We start from the raw sequence: 17411 nt of genomic DNA on the forward strand, positions 1-17411 counted from the left end.
ATGATTGGAGAATAGAATATATGATAAAAATTTATGACACTTTGACACGCAGTCTGCGTGAATTTGTTCCAATTCATGAAAATACAGTTAATATGTATGTTTGCGGACCAACTGTTTATAATTATATTCATGTAGGCAATGGCCGTTCTGCTATCGCTTTTGATACGGTTCGCCGCTATTTTGAATACCGTGGTTATACTGTCAATTATATTTCCAATTTTACAGATGTTGATGATAAAATCATTAAGGCAGCTGCGAAAGCTGGTATGACTACCAAAGCGTTATCTGATAAGTTTATTGCAGCTTTTAAGGAAGATGTTGCTGCTCTTGGTGTCAAACCTGCGACTGAGAATCCTCGCGTTATTGATTACATGCAGGAAATTATTGATTTTGTCCAAGTTTTAGTTGACAAGGGCTTTGCTTATGAATCATCAGGAGATGTTTATTTCCGTGTTCGTAAATCTGATAATTATGCTGCTTTGGCCAATAAAACTTTGGAAGAATTAGAGATCGGTGCCAGCGGCCGAGTGGATGCTGAAAGTGATCGCAAAGAAGATCTCTTAGACTTCGCTCTTTGGAAGGCAGCTAAGGAAGGTGAAATTGCTTGGGATAGTCCTTGGGGAGCGGGCCGTCCGGGTTGGCACATTGAATGTTCAGTGATGGCAACAACCATTTTAGGAGATACTATTGATATCCATGGTGGCGGTGCTGACCTTGAGTTTCCTCATCATACTAATGAAATTGCTCAATCAGAAGCTAAAACAGGGAAAAAATTTGCCAATTACTGGATGCATAATGGCTTTGTTAATATTGACAATGAGAAAATGTCCAAATCTTTAGGTAATTTTATCACTGTTCACGATGCTCTCAAGACAATGGATGGACAGGTTTTACGTTTCTTCTTTGCAACTCAGCATTATCGTAAGCCTTTTAATTTTACAGAAAAAGCTATTCGTGATGCTGAAATCAATCTTAAATATTTGAAAAATACCTATGAACAGCCTTTTACAGCTACTGTAGATGAGGCTGCATTTACCAGATTTTTGGAAAAATTCCAAGCAGCTATGGATGAGGACTTCAATACAGCAAATGGCATTACAGTTGTTTTTGAATTGGCTAAATGGATTAATTCAGGTCATTATGATCAAACTGTAAAAGATAAGTTTGCAGAAATTCTCCAAATTTTCGGTGTTGTTTTTAAAGAAGAGGTTTTGGATGCTGAGATTGAAAAACTGATTGAGGAACGCCAAAAAGCGCGTGCAGCACGTGATTTTACTAAAGCTGATGCCATTCGTGATGACTTGGCTGCGCAGGGCATCAAGCTTCTGGATACCAAGGATGGTGTGAGGTGGACACGTGACTAGGTCAGTTGACGTTAACTTCATCAACGGAATCGCCCTTGCTTTTGAAGGGGATGCCATTTATTCTACTTACATTCGGAAACACTTGATTTTTCAAGGGCTTACCAAGCCTAATCAACTGCACCGCAAAGCGACTCGTTATGTGTCAGCTAAGGCACAGGCTATGTTGATAACTAAGATGTTAGAAGCGCAACTTTTGAGCGAAAAAGAAGAAGATATTTACCGTCGCGGACGCAATGCCAACAGTCATACCAAGGCCAAAAATACAGACGTCGTCACCTACAAGATGTCAACAGGCTTTGAGGCAGTTATGGGCTATCTCCATATGACCGAGCAAATTGAGCGGCTGGAAGAGCTGATTGTCTGGTGTATTCAGACAGTTGAAAATGAATATAGTGAATTGAATAAAGGTTAGGACATCGTTAAGTCGCTTTGATGAACTCCAATTCTATTCTTTCGCTCCTTGCTTTGTCCTATTCCTTTCTAAATCCACTATAAAAACAGCTTTCAAATGGAGGCTGTTTTTTAACCGCTTGACTGTGACCTTACGTTATCCTTTATACTGTCAGTACAGGAGGAAAACATAATGACCATTCATATTATTCGCTCAGATAAAATTTACCGTGAGTTGCTGGAAATGCCTGTAGCCAAAAGAAGGACTTATTTTAAAGAACAAGTTCTGGCGCCTTTTAAGCCCAAATTTTACCAACAGAATATTCCTTACGAGGCAAAGCAGGCGGACACGCTTGGATCAGAAAATTCAGGATTTGCAAAAAAAGAAGAAAGAACTGGAAAATTTTCTGACTGGATCGCCGCCCATTACTTTGGATATTTTTGAAAAACTGTTGAACGACCAATATCAAACAGAAGCAAAGCTTCGTTATGGGAAAACATCGGTCTACCAAACTTATCAAGACCATCGGGCACAGCTTGATTCTACTGAAAGAACTCAGTATGACACAAAAATGGAGCAGCAGTTTGACCAAGTTTTTCAAGAATTTAAACGAGTGAGTCATTTGCCGCTTTCTGCAACAGAAGTAGCGGCAGCTGTTGAACAGTGGAAGTCGGCTTTCCTGATGGTTGGTGATTTTTCAAATGAGGTCTTGGCTTATATTGCGAAATCCTATGCCTGTGATTCGCGTTTTAAAGCTTATTTGACAAGTATGGCAATCTTGACCTGACAAGATTTATCGCCGAAGCAGTCACTTATTATTTAACTTAGAATAGTAGATAGCGCAAAGATAGATTTCTTTGCGTTTTATTGAATTCTTTCCCAATCTCAAAAATATTGCCTTGATAAAATAAATGACCCAAATGACTTATCATACAAGAAAAGAAAGATACTTTTTAATACTTGGAAGGCATGAGAATAAAAAGATTCTTTCGCAAGAACAATTTTTCATGCTATAATGACATTATGAGATATAAAGACTTTACAGAAAATACCGATATTGTCTATGGCGTTCATGCTGTAATGGAGAGTCTTCAAGCTAATACAGGGAACAAACTCTATATCCAAAATGATTTACATGGTAAAAATGTTGATAAAATAAAGAATCTGGCCGCGAAGAAGAAAGTTCCTATCTCTTGGACGTCCAAGAAAACTTTGTCTGACATGACAAAAGGGGCAGTTCATCAGGGGTTTATCTTACGTGTATCAGCCTTTGCTTATACAGAATTTGAGATGATTTTAAAAAAAGCGGAGCAGGAAGATAATCCCTTGCTTCTTATTCTAGATGAGCTTAATGATCCTCATAATTTTGGTTCAATCTTGCGTACAGCTGATGCAACCAATGTGACTGGAATCATTATTCCTAAACACCGCGCGGTTGGCGTGACATCTGTTGTTGCTAAAACATCAACTGGTGCAGTGGAACATGTCCCCATTGCTCGTGTGACCAATCTTGGCCAAACCCTTGATAAGTTGAAAGCAGCTGGTTTTTGGATTTTTGGGACAGATATGAATGGGACACCCTCAACTCAGTGGAACACTTCTGGAAAGTTAGCTTTGATTATTGGCAATGAAGGCCGAGGCATTTCTCACAATATCAAAAAGCAGGTTGATGAGATGGTGACAATTCCTATGAATGGACACGTTCAAAGTCTCAATGCTAGTGTAGCCGCTGCTATTCTCATGTATGAAGTTTTTAGAAATCGAAAGTAATGATTTAGAAAAGGGAGATAACAATGACTTTTAAAATTTTGACCGATTCAACTGCTGATTTGCCAGAAAGTTGGACACAAGAAAATGATGTTCAGGTGCTTGGTTTAACCGTCCAATTAGATGGCATCACTTATGAAACGGTAGGTCCCAATCGGCTAACCAGTGACATTTTATTAGAAAAAATCGCTGCTGGCAGTAAACCAACGACTAGTCAAGTGAATGTTGGACAGTTTGAATCTTATTTCCGTCAAGCCGCTGAAAATGAACAAGAAGTGCTTTACATTGCTTTCTCATCTGTTTTATCAGGAACTTATCAGTCTGCTGTTATGGCTAGAGATATTGTTTTAGAAGAGTATCCACAAGCAAGCATTGAAATGGTTGATACTTTAGCAGCAGCTGGTGGAGAAGGCTACTTAGCAATGTTGGCAGCTCAAGCTCGCGAAGAAGGAAAATCTCTTCAGGAAACCAAAGAATTGATTCTTGAGGTAGGACCACGTTTGCGAACCTTCTTCTTAGTGGACAACCTTTACCATTTGATGCGAGGAGGCAGACTCTCAAAGACCTCGGCAGTTGTAGGAAGCTTGGTTAATATCAAGCCTTTATTGTGGTTGGACGCCAGTGGGAAATTAGTTCCTCTTGCCAAATTACGCGGTCGTAAAAAAGGAATGAAAGAAATGCTTAAACGGGCAACAGCTGATGTAGCTCATGATACGGCTGTTGTAGCCTATGCCAATGATAGTGAAGCTGCTGAAAATTTGAAAGAGCAATTATTGGCAAATGAAAAAATTAAAAATGTGGTCACACTACCTTTAGGTCCTGTCATTTCAACACATGTGGGACCAAATACTTTAGCAGTCTTTACCATCGGTAAGGAAGCCAGATAAAGAGAAGAGTCAGATAAGTTAGCTTATCTGACTTTACTTTTTTTAAATATTTTAGATATTTTGTAAAATATATTTGATAAAATGCTATAATTGAAGTATGGTAAAGGTGAAAAGGAAAGGAAGTGTTTCTCATGTTTGACCTTGTTGTTAATTTGATTTTATTGGTTATTGTGATAGGTGGATTTGTCTTCTTAAGATTCTATGCGGATAAGAAAGGCAAGCGAGAATACGATGAACGCCAGTTACTCATGCAAAAGAAAGCTTATACCAATGCAGCTTGGGTTGTGATGGCCTTCAATCTTGTTCTTGCGATATGGGGTGAAGTGATGGAAAAATATATCTCGTTATCCTTTGCAGGTACTGCCAGTCTCTTTCTTATCGTAGGTGTCTTTGTCTGCAGCAGTATCCTAAACGATGCTTATTTCACAGCAAGAAAAACAAAAGGTTCCTCTATGTGTATGCCGTTATTATTGCTATTCAAATTTTCGCTGTTTATCGAAATTGGAGTCAGGGCAGCTTTGGTTATGACGGGCATATTTATCTAACAGGAGAAAAAGCAATGAGTTTATTGTTTATGCTGACTTTTGCTGTCATTTTTCTAGTAACTGCTTATAAAACCATTCGAGATAAAAGGGAGGGTGAGTAATGAAAATGGAAAAGTCAAATAAACAAGTCATTTACGATGAACGTCAGCAGCAAATTCAACTTAAAAGTTATTGTCTTTCCTTTTGGTTTGTTATGCTTATACTTTATTTCGCAACATTTGGAAAGACAGATTTATTGCTTAATATCGCTTTTTGGGGAGGACTCGTTCTTAATTTTTGCTACAGTACTCTAAGAGGTGTCAGCCCCTTTGTTGATCCACGTTTTGGAAAAATTGCAAAAATCGGTCGTTTAGCCGCTGTTCCTCTTATCTTTTTTGGAGTGCTAGTCTTTCTTGTTGCTATCATGATGTCTATTCTAGAACATGATAGTTTAAGAGAATCTATCACAAAATGCTCCTACTTAGGCTTATCTGGTTTTTGGCTAATTTGTATGGGAGCAAGTATTATCTACCGTCATTATCTTAATAAGAAAGAAGCAGACAAATGAAAAATTTACGTTTGAAAGCTGCGCGTGCCGGTAAAGATCTGTCTCAGCAGGCTTTAGCTGATTTAGTTGGAGTATCTCGTCAAACGATTGCAGCTGTGGAAAAAGGGGATTACAATCCGACAATTAACCTTTGCATCAAAATTTGCAAAGCTTTGGACAAGAGTTTAGATGAGCTGTTTTGGGAAGAATAAAAGAGGTTCATCTTAGAACAGTTTCATTTTTATTTATTTATTTTATTAAAGAGTGGGAAAAATTGCTAAATTTTTAAAGTAAGTTTCACCGCGCAGGATAGTGGAAGCTCATTTGAACAAAAGTGTAAAAGCAGTATAGTTCGTCTCGAACGTAATTTCATCATAAAAATCTGTCTCATGCTGACTTCTGGTTTGGAAAGTGAAGCAGAACTTACTTTAATAATGACAAGAGAGGAAAAATTTATAATTATCAGCCTGTAAGTCTTGACTTTGGGGCTGATTTTTTGATATTATATAAGGCGGTATTGTTTGCCCCATTTGAAAGGCCCCGGAACCCTTCAAATAATTTGTGGACCGGAACATCCACATTGTAAACATAAAGATTCGTATAGGAGAAATCATGAACAAAACAACATACATGGCTAAGCCAGGTGAAGTTGAACGTAAATGGTACATTGTTGATGCGACTGATGTCCCTCTTGGACGCCTATCAGCAGTTGTTGCCGGCGTACTTCGCGGTAAAAACAAACCAACATTCACACCTCATACAGATACAGGTGACTTCGTTATTGTTATTAATGCTGAAAAGGTTAAATTAACTGGTAAAAAAGCAACTGATAAGATCTACTACACTCACTCAATGTATCCAGGTGGATTAAAGCAAATCTCTGCTGGTGAATTGCGTTCTAAAAATGCTGTGCGTTTGATTGAAAAATCTGTTAAAGGGATGCTTCCGCATAACACTCTTGGACGTGCGCAAGGTATGAAATTGAAAGTCTTTGTTGGTTCTGAGCACACGCATGCTGCACAACAACCAGAAGTACTTGATATTACAGGACTTATCTAAGAGGAAAGGAGCGTAAATATAATAATGGCACAAGCACAATATGCAGGAACTGGTCGCCGTAAAAACGCTGTCGCACGCGTTCGCTTGGTACCGGGTACTGGTAAAATTACAGTAAACAAAAAAGATGTTGAAGAATATATTCCACATGCTGACCTTCGCCTTGTTATCAACCAACCTTTTGCAGTAACATCTACTGAAGGTTCATATGATGTTTTCGTTAACGTTGTTGGTGGTGGTTATGCAGGTCAATCAGGAGCGATCCGTCACGGAATTGCACGTGCGTTGCTTGAAGTTGATCCAGACTTTCGCGACTCACTCAAACGCGCTGGTCTCCTTACACGTGATGCTCGTATGGTTGAACGTAAGAAACCAGGTCTTAAGAAAGCTCGTAAGGCTAGCCAGTTCTCAAAACGTTAATTTGGAAAGAAGCCTATATTATTTGGAACACCTCTTGGGGTGTTCTTTTTATCTAAAATTCAAAAGTTTCTCAAGTCTTATTTGAAATTTCTGAATCATTAAAGGCTTTTTAGATCCTTATTTTGTTAAAAATAATTGAACTTAGATTTTATCATATATGAAACCAGTAATTGGATTTCATGTATTTGCTCATCAGGTAAAATAACTAGTATAATTTCCCTGTCAAATTTTAATTTTATGATATATGACCTTGTTTTCAACCCATTCACCATTGATTTTAAGTTTTGCTGTATATTCATTTTGATAAGCAATGTGTTTATCAGAAACTAGATTATCTATACTCTCATCATCAAGAATTCTAAGTTGGGTAGGCTTTGTTAAGTTATTTGAGGAATAGTAGGATTTTTTTCCTTTGTGCTCAAGAAGTTCTTGAGCGATTCCTTTTTCCATATATTTTGTAATATACTTTCCTCGGTTATCTTTTGAATCTATATCAACTATGTTAATCCATACGCTTCCTAATTTCCAGATCTTTTGAAGTTTTTCATAAGGGATATAGGGAAGATTGAAAAGTAAGATATGAATATGATAGGCACCGCGCTTTTGTTTTTCCAAAACAGCTACATATTTTAAAAGTTTCTTTTTGGATTTAAAGGCATTATAATTCAGACGTTTCATAAATTTATCAAACAGCAGATTGAACTCTTGGCGATTTTGGATATTTTCTTGTGTTGTGAGTGTTAAAAATTTGGTCGTTTTATCACAATAATTCGTATCAATAAGTCTCATGAGTTCGTACCTTGCATTTTGCCTTGTCTTTGCAAGGCGTTTGTATCTCGTTAGTTCATCGGATTCATTCTTTCTGTATAAAAACTGATCTTTTTTTGAAAATCCATATCTTATCGGTTTTTCATATTCCCACACCTCAATATAGGAAGATGTTTGGATAATTTTTTGTTGTACTCCATTGATCATTTTCTCGTAATGTTTGCTTATAAAAAAATTAAAACCACTAAATAGCTAAAGAGGTTGAAACATTTTTGCTCCAACCTCTTTAGCTATTTATGGAAAGCTTCAATAATATAGACAAATCCAGCTATTAAGAAAGCAAAGGCGATTAAATAAATAACAAATACACCGGTTGCAACTGGGTTAAACAGAATAACTAATCCCAATACAAAAGTGAGAATTGCTATCCACATGATATGGTTTCCAATAATAGGGAAAATTAGTCCCAGACGGTTTCCCTTGAAGAAAGCGACGAAGGATTCCACGATTAGCCAGATTCCTAAAATGGTAGGGATAACGATAGGAAGTGCTATAAAGCCATAAGTGATAAGATAAACAGCTAATAGTAGGTTGATTATCCCTTGGCAAAGGTAGATTGGAGAACGCAGTTCTTTTGGTACTGAGAAGTAAGCAACCACAGCAGCAACTGCACTGACAAGGAAACCAAAGGCTATTAACCAACTGTAGACGATGAGATTTGCTTCAGGGTTAGTGAAGAGAAATAGTGCTACAAGAAGAAAATAATCCCTGAAAAAAATATCAACAAACGATTAGAAAATGTCATTTCTATCCCCCTATGTATAATATAGTCTAATAACAGAGGTATTCTAATCCTTTTAAATTTGGTTGTCAATAAAAAATGGGCAGTTTCGTAAAAGTTGTTTATAAGAATAAGTGACTGGCTAATGTTTGAGCATGGTTACATTGGGGAAAGACTCTATATTAAAGCTATTTTGATTTTTTTGTTCCAGCACCTCAGTAAAAGAACACTTTCCGCTGCAGTAAAAAATAGTAGGTATCTTTTTACCTAGGCAAACGATTAAACAGCTTATGAAGCAAGTTCTAGTATTTCTTAGTCTTTTTAATATGTTTCTTCTCTTCAAAAAATTTAAGTTTTCTAGAGATAGTTTCCGCTTTGGTTGCCAAATCGTTGGCTGGTTCGTTTAATGAAAGAGGCAAGGTTACTTGGTTTTCATTTTGGAAATGAGCTTTAAATAGATTGACAAAAATCATTCCACGTAATTTGGGAGTGCCAGAAACAGTTAGTGAGACAGGAGTTGATAGTTATGATCAATCTGTCACCTTGCCAGTTTCAGCACCTAAAATAAACCTTAATAGCATCTGTCTTTTCAATCTGATTCTTAATTGTTATAATGGGGAATAGATTATTTTGCTTGTTTATGAAACGTTAAGCTAAGGGGAGTATTATATTTTTGTTACTGATGGAGGTAAGAAAACAATGCGCTGGTTTTATGAATGTCGGAGTTTGCTATATGAGAGTATGCATCAGGTTTTCCCTTTGGCCCTTATCTACTCTTTTTCGGTGCTTATTCACAATCTTTTTTTATCACCAACCAGCTTTTTCTCAGTAACAGCTGATTTGAATTTATATAAAAATAAGTGGATTTTGTCCTTTACAGAACGCTTTTTGGAGTTTGATCGAATTGTTCTGTGTTTGTTAGTTGGTTTATGTATGGCTTATTTTATACGTTTACTCCTAAAAAGACGTCAAGTAGATTCGTTTATACCAAGTATTGTTAGTTTTTTGCTCGTATGGCTGCTTTTTGGTGAAGTTAATTTTGATGTGGATAACCATATTGCTCAGCCTATTTGGCTGTTTCAAGTATTGGGGGCACTGGTGTTTTGCGGTGCAGCTTTATTAAATAAGAAGTTAAAGCATCATCATTTTCAATTATTAAAATGGCTTTTTCTGTCCCTTTTTGTTTATGTAACACTTTTTTGGGGAATTACTACTTATAAGATCCCTTTTTTAAACATTAATTACTATGTTCAAGAAGGCTTTTCAAATTTACTGGGTAATGGACCTAGTCACCTCTTTCTTATCATATTTTTATCTTTTGGTGGCGTCATCTTATTTTCTCTAGGTTTAATTGTACCTGAAGTGTTAGCATCTCCTAATTTTTCTTTAAATGTTGTCAGTGAAAATTTGGATGCGGTTTTGAATCATTCGATTCATAAGGTACCTCATCTGTTTACCCTTTATACTGTACAAGATGCTTTTGCTTTATATGGCGGAGTAGGACTATTGTTAGCTTTAGGAATCGCCATCTTGCTTATTAGCAGACGGTATCGCATAAATACTTCTTATAAAATGGCTGGTCTTTCTTTTGTTCCTTTGTTGTTTGATCAGCCTTTGCCTCTTTTATTAAGTTTCCCCATTTTATTTCAGCCTCTGCTTTTGATTCCAATGTTATTAACGACACTTGTTGCAGAATTGCTAGGAGCATGCTGCCTTGCAATTGGTCTTGTCAATCCAGCTGTTTATGAAGTACCTACTGGAACACCTAACTTTCTCTTTGGCTTTTTGGCATCTAATGGTGATTGGCGGTATTTAGTGGTTACGGTTATTATTTTAGTTATTTCAGTCATGATTTACTTGCCTTTTGTTAAAATTGTTTTGTTCAGAGAGGTTCTTAATGAAAAAAATAGTGAATTGTAGTGCTCTCATCCTTGTAGCAATTCTTTTACTGACCATGATTTTTTGGGGGAGAAATTATATTAATATTTCTTCTAAAACGAAGATGAAAATTTACAATTCTCGAATGAACCCCACCATTATGGTTCCGGGTTCAGAGGCCACTCAGGAACGGTTTAATGAGACACTTGCTTCCTTAAATAAGCAAGGAAAAAAGCATAGTATTCTCAAGTTAACTGTCCATAAGGATAATTCAATTTCTTATAGCGGACAGATTGCTGCTAGTGATAATCGTCTTTATATTGTCATTGCTTTTGCTGATAATAAAGATAGTTATGCAACGATTAAAAAACAAGCGAAATGGTTGGATCATGCTCTTGATGAATTGCAAAAGAAATATCATTTTAAAAATTTTAATGCCATCGGACATTCTAATGGCGGTCTGGATTGGACAGTCTACCTTGAAAATTACTATACAAAAGAAAATTTTCACCTCAATACTCTGATGACAATTGGAACACCTTATAATTTTGAGGTCGTTAATAGTTCCAATCACACCCAGATGCTGCAAGATCTGATTGCTGCTAAAGATGCATTACCAGATGATTTGACCGTTTATAATGTGGCAGGGACTAATAGCTATGATGGTGATTATATCGTTCCTATTACCAGTGTTGAGACAGGTAAGTACATTTTTCAAAAAACAATAAAGCAATACACGCAAATTACGGTTACAGGAAATGAAGCAGAGCACTCTGATTTACCAACGAATAAGGAAGTCTTAGACTTGATTTCTGAAAATATTTTAAATAACAACCGTAAAAAGGTTGGACCAAAAAATCAAAATTAAGAGAATTGAACATCTTCCAATAACGGAAGATGTTTCTGCTTTAACAATAAGTTTTTCAGAACCATGTAAGCGCTTGCTTTTAAAAGGAAGGAATGCTATAGTTAATTTGAATGATATAACAATGAGAAAGAGGTGACAACTATGAATTTAGTAGGAATCGTTGGGACGAATTCCGAACGTTCCACCAATCGCAAATTACTGCGCTTCATGGCCGAACATTTTGCTCCTCAGGCGGCTATTGAAGTTTTGGAGATCAAAGATCTGCCTGCCTTTAATGAACCAGAAAACAAGACAGCTCCGGCTGCAGTGGCTGCTTTTTCTAAAAAGATTGCAGCGGCAGATGGTGTTATTATTGCAACACCTGAGTATAATCATACTATTCCTGCCCCCTTGGCCTCAGCTCTAGAGTGGATTGCCTATACCAGTCGAGTTCTTGTTAATAAACCAGTTATGATTGTGGGCTGTTCGCTAGGTGCTCTTGGAACATCGCGTGCTCAAGCTCACTTGCGCCAAATCTTAGATGCACCAGAATTGAAGGCACGTGTCATGCCGGGAACCGAATTTTTCCTAGGCCACTCTGAACACGTCTTGGATGATGACTTTAATCTCAATAATCCGGAAAAAACAGCTGAGCTGGAGGAGCATTTCACAGAATTTCAGGACTTTGTGACCGTCACAAATCAAATTGTCAGACAAGCTGATACAGATCGCAAAAAGGCATTTGCATGGGAAGCAGGTGAATAAAATGAAATTAATTGCTATTGTTGGGACCAATGCTAAGCAATCATATAATCGAATGTTACTGCAATTCATGAAGAGACATTTTGTTCAAAAGGCTGATATTGACATCATGGAAATTGCTGATGTTCCAATGTTCAATGAAACGGAGGACCAAACGGATTTACCTGCTATCCAAAACTTTAACACTAAAATCAGCCAAGCTGACGGAGTAATTATTGCAACGCCCGAACACAACCACACCATTCCATCAAGTCTAAACAGCCTTTTAGAATGGCTGTCCTTTAAAGTGCATCCCCTAGATGGCAAACCCCTTATGATTGTTGGGGCTTCTTATGATGTGCAAGGATCTTCTCGAGCGCAATTGCATTTACGGCAGATTTTAGATGCTCCGGGTGTCAATGCGGCCGTCATGCCGGGCAGTGAATTTTTACTGGGACGCGCCCATCAGGCTTTTGACGAAGCAGGCAACCTCAAGTCAGAAGCAACAGTTGATTTTCTAGAGTCTTGCTTCTTCAAATTCTTACGGTTTGTGCAAGTGGCTAATCAATTGAATGAACCAGAAGAGGTAAGCTTTGAAGCGGGGACTTATCAGGTGACAACTCAAGGGCATAATGGCAAATTGCCAATGACTGTTACCTTATCAGAAGATAAAATTGAAAAGATTGATATTGATAGTTCCGGAGAGTCCTCAGGAATAGCCGATATTGTCTTTACACGGATCCCAAATGAGATATTGGAAGGTCAGACTTTGAATGTAGATGCTGTGTCAGGAGCGTCGGTGACCAGCAACGGTGTTTTAGATGGGGTTGCCAGAGCAATTCAGTTGGCAGGAGGCAATCCGGATGTTTTGCGGAAACGTCCGAAGGCACCCTCAGCCTTGGATAAAGAGGATAAGACTTACGGCACAGATGTGGTTGTCGTAGGTGGAGGTGGGGCCGGTTTAGCAGCAGCAGCTCGAGTGCTGCAAGCAGGTAAGCAAGTGATGGTGCTTGAAAAGTTCCCTGCTCTTGGAGGTAATACTGTACGTTCTGGTGGCTTATTAAATGCAGCAGATCCTGAATGGCAAAAGACTTTTCCCGCTAATCCCGGGGAAGCTCATAATCTTTCCGAGCTGATTCAAACAGATGAAGCCAGTATCGCAGCAGAATATTTAGCCGACTTTAAAGAATTAAAGCAGCAAGTAACTAACTACTTGAAAGATCCAAGCTATTTATTTGATTCTAATATTCTCCATCGGATTCAAACCTATATTGGTGGCAAAAGAACTGACCGTAATGGTTGTGAAGTCTATGGCAATTATGACCTTGTAAAGGTGTTAACAGATAAGGATCTTGATTCCGTCCATTGGTTAGCGGATATTGGTGTTGATTTTGACCGCTCTGAAGTTAGTATGCCAGTAGGGGCTTTATGGCGTCGCTCTCACAAACCTAAACAACCGATGGGTTATGCTTTTATTGAAGCTTTGGATACCTATATTCGCAAGAATGGTGGTACTATTTTAACGGATACTGAAGTCACAGATTTTATTTTGGAAAATGGTCTTATTAAGGGAGTACTTGCTAAAGGCCGCAATGGACAAACCATTACCGTCCATGCCAAAGCAGTTATTTTGGCTTCTGGTGGTTTTGGTGCCAATACTAAGATGTTACAACAATACAATACTTACTGGAGTAATATTGATGATAATATTCAAACAACGAATTCACCAGCTATAACAGGTGATGGCATTCGCTTAGGGCAAAGTATTGGTGCCGCTCTTGTTGATATGGGCTTCAGCCAAATGATGCCAGTGTCAGACCCGAATACGGGAGCCATTTTCTCAGGCTTACAAGTTCCACCGGCAAACTTTGTTATGGTTAATAAAGAAGGCAAACGTTTTGTGGATGAATATGGCAGTCGTGATACGCTTTCTAAAGCTGCGATTGATAATGGAGGTCTCTTCTATCTAATTGCTGATGAAAATATCAAAGCTACTGCCATGAATACCAGCAATGAAAAAATTGAAGAACAAGTTGCAGCAGGAACGCTTTATCGTGCTGATACTTTAGAAAGTTTGGCAGAGCAAATTGGTGTGGATCCCGCTACCCTTGTGGAAACCATCAACAATTACAATTCCTATGTCGAAGCGGGCTATGATCCTGAGTTTGATAAAGGAGCTTTTGATCTCAAGGTTGAAAAGGCACCGTTTTATGCAACACCTCGAAAACCAGCAACCCATCATACGATGGGCGGTTTAAAGATCGATACACAAGCTCATGTTATTAAAGAAGATGGCAATAAGATTCCATCTCTTTACGCTGCTGGGGAAGTGACAGGCGGTATTCACGCCGGCAATCGCTTAGGCGGTAATGCCTTAGCTGATATCTTTACTTTTGGGCGTATTGCAGCAGAAACAGCTGTAACAGAATGCTGCCAATAAGTGGTATTCGATTAAAAAACTTAACGATTCCTTTTTGGCAAATTCTCCTCAAATAATGAGTGACGTCAAATCGTCTCTCTTATGAGAGGAGTTTTTTGATTATTTAAGTGTCAGCTATGTTTTTATTTTTGTACTAAATGCCTACTCTAATCATAAAAAATATTTACATTGGGCAGGTTCGCAAAAAGTGATATAATAAGAGTATGATTAATTCTCAATTAAAGGAAAAAGAAAAGTCATTATTGAAAAGAAGATTGCTTTGGGCAAAGCTTCTGGGAAAATTATTTTAATGGGGGAGCATGCTGTCGTTTATGGACAGCCAGCCATTGCTATCCCTTTTTCTGCTGTTGAGACCGTGGCAGAAGTTAAAGAAGATGGCGAAGCCTTAACAGTTACCTGCGAATTTTATGACGGTCTTGTTCATAAGATGCCTGAAATTTTGGAAAGTCTCAAGCATGCCATTCGTTTTTCCCTTTATCGTATTGGAGCACCGCAAGATCCAGCCATTCATATTGATATTCACTCTACCATTCCTGCTGAACGTGGAATGGGGTCAAGTGCAGCAGTGGCTGTAGCTATTGCTAGAAGTCTTTTTAACTTTTATGGTAAGGTATTAACGGATAAGGAATTATGGGAAATTGTTCAATCATCAGAAAAGATTGCACATGGTAATCCTTCTGGGATTGATACCGTAACGACTAGTGGCAAATCTCCAGTTTTTTTTGTTAAAGATCAGCCTATTGAACAGTTGTCAATCAATATGGATGCCTATTTGATTGTTGCTGACACTGGTCAGACTGGTCAGACCTTAAAAGCTATTCAATCGGTAAAAACACTTCTTAACAAAGCAGCTTATCAAATTGATAACCTTTCAGATCCTAAGCAAGCCATTAAGGAATTGGGTCAATTGACAAAATTGGCAAAGGAAGCTCTATTAGATAATCACATTTTAGAATTAGGCGAAGTGATGAATCAAGCCCACCAACTTTTAGCAAGTCTAACGGTTTCCAATCAAACCTTGGACAGATTGGCTCAAGTTGCTAGACAAGCAGGAGCTTTGGGAGCCAAATTAACAGGTGGCGGCCGAGGTGGTTGTCTCATTGCTCTCGCAAAAGATAAAGAGGACGCAGAAAAGATAGCAAGAACCTTATTAGAACAAGGTGCTAAGCAAGCATGGTGCCAATATTTAGGAAATCTCTAATATTAATTGAAAATTCATTTAAACGATACTAATCAGTGAATTGCACTGTCAAAGTTAAATGTCCGATCTAACTTTGACAGTGCTTTTTGTATTCAAAGAAAGTAAGTGTAAACAGGAAAATAGAGATTTAAAATTAACTATATCCAACATAAAATTTAACTTGACTTAATTTAAATATTAAGCTATATTACTTATGAAAGGAGCCAAAATGTTAAGGATAAAAATTTAAGCGTTTCTTATCGTGATCATCTTGCTTTAGAGAATATATCTTTAGAAATTCCCGATGCAACAATTACGGGTATTATTGGCCCCAATGGTGCGGGCAAGTCAACCTTGTTTAAAGGGATACTTGACATGATTGATCATGAAGGGACAAGTTTTATTGATGGTAAAATGTTAAGCCAAAATCTAGGAAGTATTTCCTATGTTGAACAGAAAGCGGATATTGATTACAATTTTCCCATTAAAGTTAAGGAATGCGTTTCTTTAGGTTTATTTTCAAAAGTCAAACCCTTATCAACCTTGAAAAAACAAGATTGGCAATGTGTTCAAGAAGCGCTTTCTCAGGTTGATTTGGCAGGCTATGCCAATAGGCAGATTAGTCAACTTTCAGGAGGTCAGTTTCAACGTATGCTATTGGCGCGTTGTTTGGTACAAGATGCTGATTATATTTTTTTAGATGAGCCTTTTGTAGGAATTGATATTATCAGTGAGGAAATGATTGTGGAACTGTTACAAAGGCTCAAGAAAGAAGGAAAGACCATTTTAATTATTCATCATGACTTGAGCAAGGTCAAAGCTTACTTTGATCATGTGCTGCTTTTGAATAAAAAAGCCCTTGCCTTTGGTCAGACAGAAACTGTTTTTACACAGGAAAATCTGACCAAAACGTATCAATCACAATTTGTAATGGCAGGTGATGCTTCATGATTACAGAATTTATACAAGGATTACAACAGTTTCATTTTTTACAAAATGCCTTGGTGACAGCGATTATTATTGGTATTGTAGCAGGAGCTGTAGGTTGTTTTATCATTCTTCGTGGAATGTCTCTCATGGGAGACGCTATTTCTCATGCTGTTTTGCCGGGCGTTGCCCTATCTTATATTTTGGGAATTAATTTTTTTATTGGAGCTATTGTTTTTGGTCTTTTGGCTTCGTTCATTATCACCCTTATTAAGGAAAATAGCATTATTAAAAGCGATACAGCTATAGGGATAACCTTTAGTTCTTTCCTAGCATTGGGTATTATTTTAATCGGTCTTGCCAATAGTTCAACTGATTTGTTTCATATTTTATTTGGTAATATCTTAGCTGTTCAAGATCTGGATAAGTGGATTACGTTGGGCATTTCATTGCTTGTTCTTCTTTTTATCTGTTTATTTTTCAGACCGCTTTTATTGACCTCTTTTGATCCTGTTTTGGCCAAGTCTATGGGGCTGTCTGTTCATTTTTACCATTATCTGTTGATGATTCTATTGACTCTGGTTTCTGTTACAGCTATGCAGAGTGTTGGTACGATTTTAATTGTTGCCTTGCTCATTACTCCAGCGGCGACAGCTTATCTTTATGCCAATAGTTTAAAAATCATGATTTTATTATCATCAACTTTAGGTGCTTTTGCTTCCGTTGTCGGGCTCTTTATCGGCTATAGTTTCAATATTGCAGCAGGTTCAAGCATTGTTTTAACTTCAGCACTTATCTTTTTGCTTTCTTTTGTTTTTGCACCCAAGCAAAGATCTTTTAAGAAAAAAGCAGAAAAATAATCATTCTTAACTATTATCAATTGTTTATTATAA

General features: G+C 37.6%; 17 protein-coding genes and 4 pseudogenes. 19 read left to right on the plus strand and 2 right to left on the minus strand.

Going from position 1 to position 17411, the window contains the following annotated elements; translation table 11 throughout:
* Positions 1-20 precede the first annotated feature (20 nt).
* The 11 genes and pseudogenes from cysS to rpsI all read left to right on the plus strand — a co-directional run bounded on the left by cysS (position 21) and on the right by rpsI (position 6956).
* Positions 21-1364, plus strand: coding sequence for a cysteine--tRNA ligase (cysS, locus tag SRT_RS00860; RefSeq protein WP_128832723.1), 1344 nt, complete (start codon positions 21-23; stop codon positions 1362-1364).
* Positions 1357-1776: a Mini-ribonuclease 3 gene (locus SRT_RS00865; protein WP_128832724.1), complete on the plus strand. Its 420-nt coding sequence runs from the start codon at positions 1357-1359 to the stop codon at positions 1774-1776. The genes cysS and SRT_RS00865 overlap by 8 nt, the downstream gene beginning before the upstream one ends.
* Before the next feature lie 171 nt (positions 1777-1947).
* Positions 1948-2103: pseudogene (locus tag SRT_RS00870) on the plus strand (DUF2268 domain-containing putative Zn-dependent protease); the annotation flags it as partial.
* Positions 2090-2583: pseudogene (locus SRT_RS00875) on the plus strand (TipAS antibiotic-recognition domain-containing protein); the annotation flags it as partial. The pseudogenes SRT_RS00870 and SRT_RS00875, both read left to right, overlap by 14 nt.
* Positions 2584-2778: 195 nt before the next feature.
* Complete coding sequence (gene rlmB / locus SRT_RS00880; protein ID WP_128832725.1) at positions 2779-3525, plus strand: 23S rRNA (guanosine(2251)-2'-O)-methyltransferase RlmB; 747 nt, start codon at positions 2779-2781, stop codon at positions 3523-3525.
* 23 nt (positions 3526-3548) lie between these two features.
* A complete protein-coding gene (locus tag SRT_RS00885; RefSeq protein ID WP_128832726.1) occupies positions 3549-4409 on the plus strand; it encodes a DegV family protein in 861 nt (286 codons plus the stop codon).
* A gap of 131 nt (positions 4410-4540) precedes the next feature.
* Positions 4541-5055, plus strand: a pseudogene (locus SRT_RS00890) (hypothetical protein).
* Complete coding sequence (locus SRT_RS00895) at positions 5055-5501, plus strand: hypothetical protein (RefSeq protein ID WP_128832727.1); 447 nt, start codon at positions 5055-5057, stop codon at positions 5499-5501. Before SRT_RS00890 ends, SRT_RS00895 begins: the two are co-directional and overlap by 1 nt.
* Positions 5498-5692 carry a transcriptional regulator SmuR gene (smuR, locus tag SRT_RS00900; RefSeq protein WP_002262994.1) on the plus strand — a complete coding sequence of 65 codons (195 nt, stop codon included), beginning with the start codon at positions 5498-5500 and terminating at the stop codon, positions 5690-5692. The genes SRT_RS00895 and smuR overlap by 4 nt, the downstream gene beginning before the upstream one ends.
* A 400-nt stretch (positions 5693-6092) precedes the next feature.
* A complete protein-coding gene (gene rplM, locus SRT_RS00910) occupies positions 6093-6539 on the plus strand; it encodes a 50S ribosomal protein L13 (RefSeq protein ID WP_128832728.1) in 447 nt (148 codons plus the stop codon).
* Between the two features lie 24 nt (positions 6540-6563).
* Entirely contained in the window at positions 6564-6956 is a 393-nt protein-coding gene (gene rpsI, locus SRT_RS00915; protein WP_128832729.1) for a 30S ribosomal protein S9, read from the plus strand.
* Between the two features lie 222 nt (positions 6957-7178).
* Here rpsI and SRT_RS00920 read toward each other — a convergent pair whose 3' ends face one another.
* Entirely contained in the window at positions 7179-7931 is a 753-nt protein-coding gene (locus SRT_RS00920; RefSeq protein WP_161940005.1) for a rolling circle replication-associated protein, read from the minus strand.
* Positions 7932-8014: 83 nt separating this feature from the next.
* Positions 8015-8529 (minus strand): annotated as a pseudogene (locus SRT_RS00925) (DUF308 domain-containing protein).
* Positions 8530-8964: 435 nt separating this feature from the next.
* Here SRT_RS00925 and SRT_RS10275 point away from each other — a divergent pair.
* From SRT_RS10275 to SRT_RS00965, 8 genes are all read left to right on the plus strand, one after another.
* Positions 8965-9129, plus strand: a complete 165-nt coding sequence (locus SRT_RS10275; protein ID WP_154662699.1) for a hypothetical protein — start codon at positions 8965-8967, stop codon at positions 9127-9129.
* A 75-nt stretch (positions 9130-9204) separates the two neighbouring features.
* Positions 9205-10425 carry a PTS sugar transporter subunit IIC gene (locus SRT_RS00935; protein WP_128832731.1) on the plus strand — a complete coding sequence of 407 codons (1221 nt, stop codon included), beginning with the start codon at positions 9205-9207 and terminating at the stop codon, positions 10423-10425.
* Positions 10403-11251, plus strand: coding sequence for an alpha/beta hydrolase (locus SRT_RS00940; RefSeq protein WP_128832732.1), 849 nt, complete (start codon positions 10403-10405; stop codon positions 11249-11251). The genes SRT_RS00935 and SRT_RS00940 overlap by 23 nt, the downstream gene beginning before the upstream one ends.
* 141 nt (positions 11252-11392) lie before the next feature.
* A complete protein-coding gene (locus SRT_RS00945; protein WP_128832733.1) occupies positions 11393-11995 on the plus strand; it encodes an NADPH-dependent FMN reductase in 603 nt (200 codons plus the stop codon).
* A 1-nt stretch (position 11996) separates the two neighbouring features.
* Positions 11997-14411, plus strand: a complete 2415-nt coding sequence (locus SRT_RS00950) for a flavocytochrome c (protein ID WP_128832734.1) — start codon at positions 11997-11999, stop codon at positions 14409-14411.
* Between the two features lie 289 nt (positions 14412-14700).
* Complete coding sequence (mvk, locus tag SRT_RS00955) at positions 14701-15612, plus strand: mevalonate kinase (RefSeq protein ID WP_230401489.1); 912 nt, start codon at positions 14701-14703, stop codon at positions 15610-15612.
* A gap of 186 nt (positions 15613-15798) precedes the next feature.
* Positions 15799-16542: a metal ABC transporter ATP-binding protein gene (locus SRT_RS00960; RefSeq protein ID WP_128832735.1), complete on the plus strand. Its 744-nt coding sequence runs from the start codon at positions 15799-15801 to the stop codon at positions 16540-16542.
* On the plus strand, positions 16539-17378 hold the full coding sequence (locus SRT_RS00965) for a metal ABC transporter permease (RefSeq protein ID WP_128832736.1): 840 nt from the start codon (positions 16539-16541) through the stop codon (positions 17376-17378). The genes SRT_RS00960 and SRT_RS00965 overlap by 4 nt, the downstream gene beginning before the upstream one ends.
* Positions 17379-17411 lie beyond the last annotated feature (33 nt).

It is taken from the genome of Streptococcus troglodytae, assembly GCF_002355215.1.
Classification (GTDB): Bacteria; Bacillota; Bacilli; order Lactobacillales; family Streptococcaceae; genus Streptococcus; species Streptococcus troglodytae.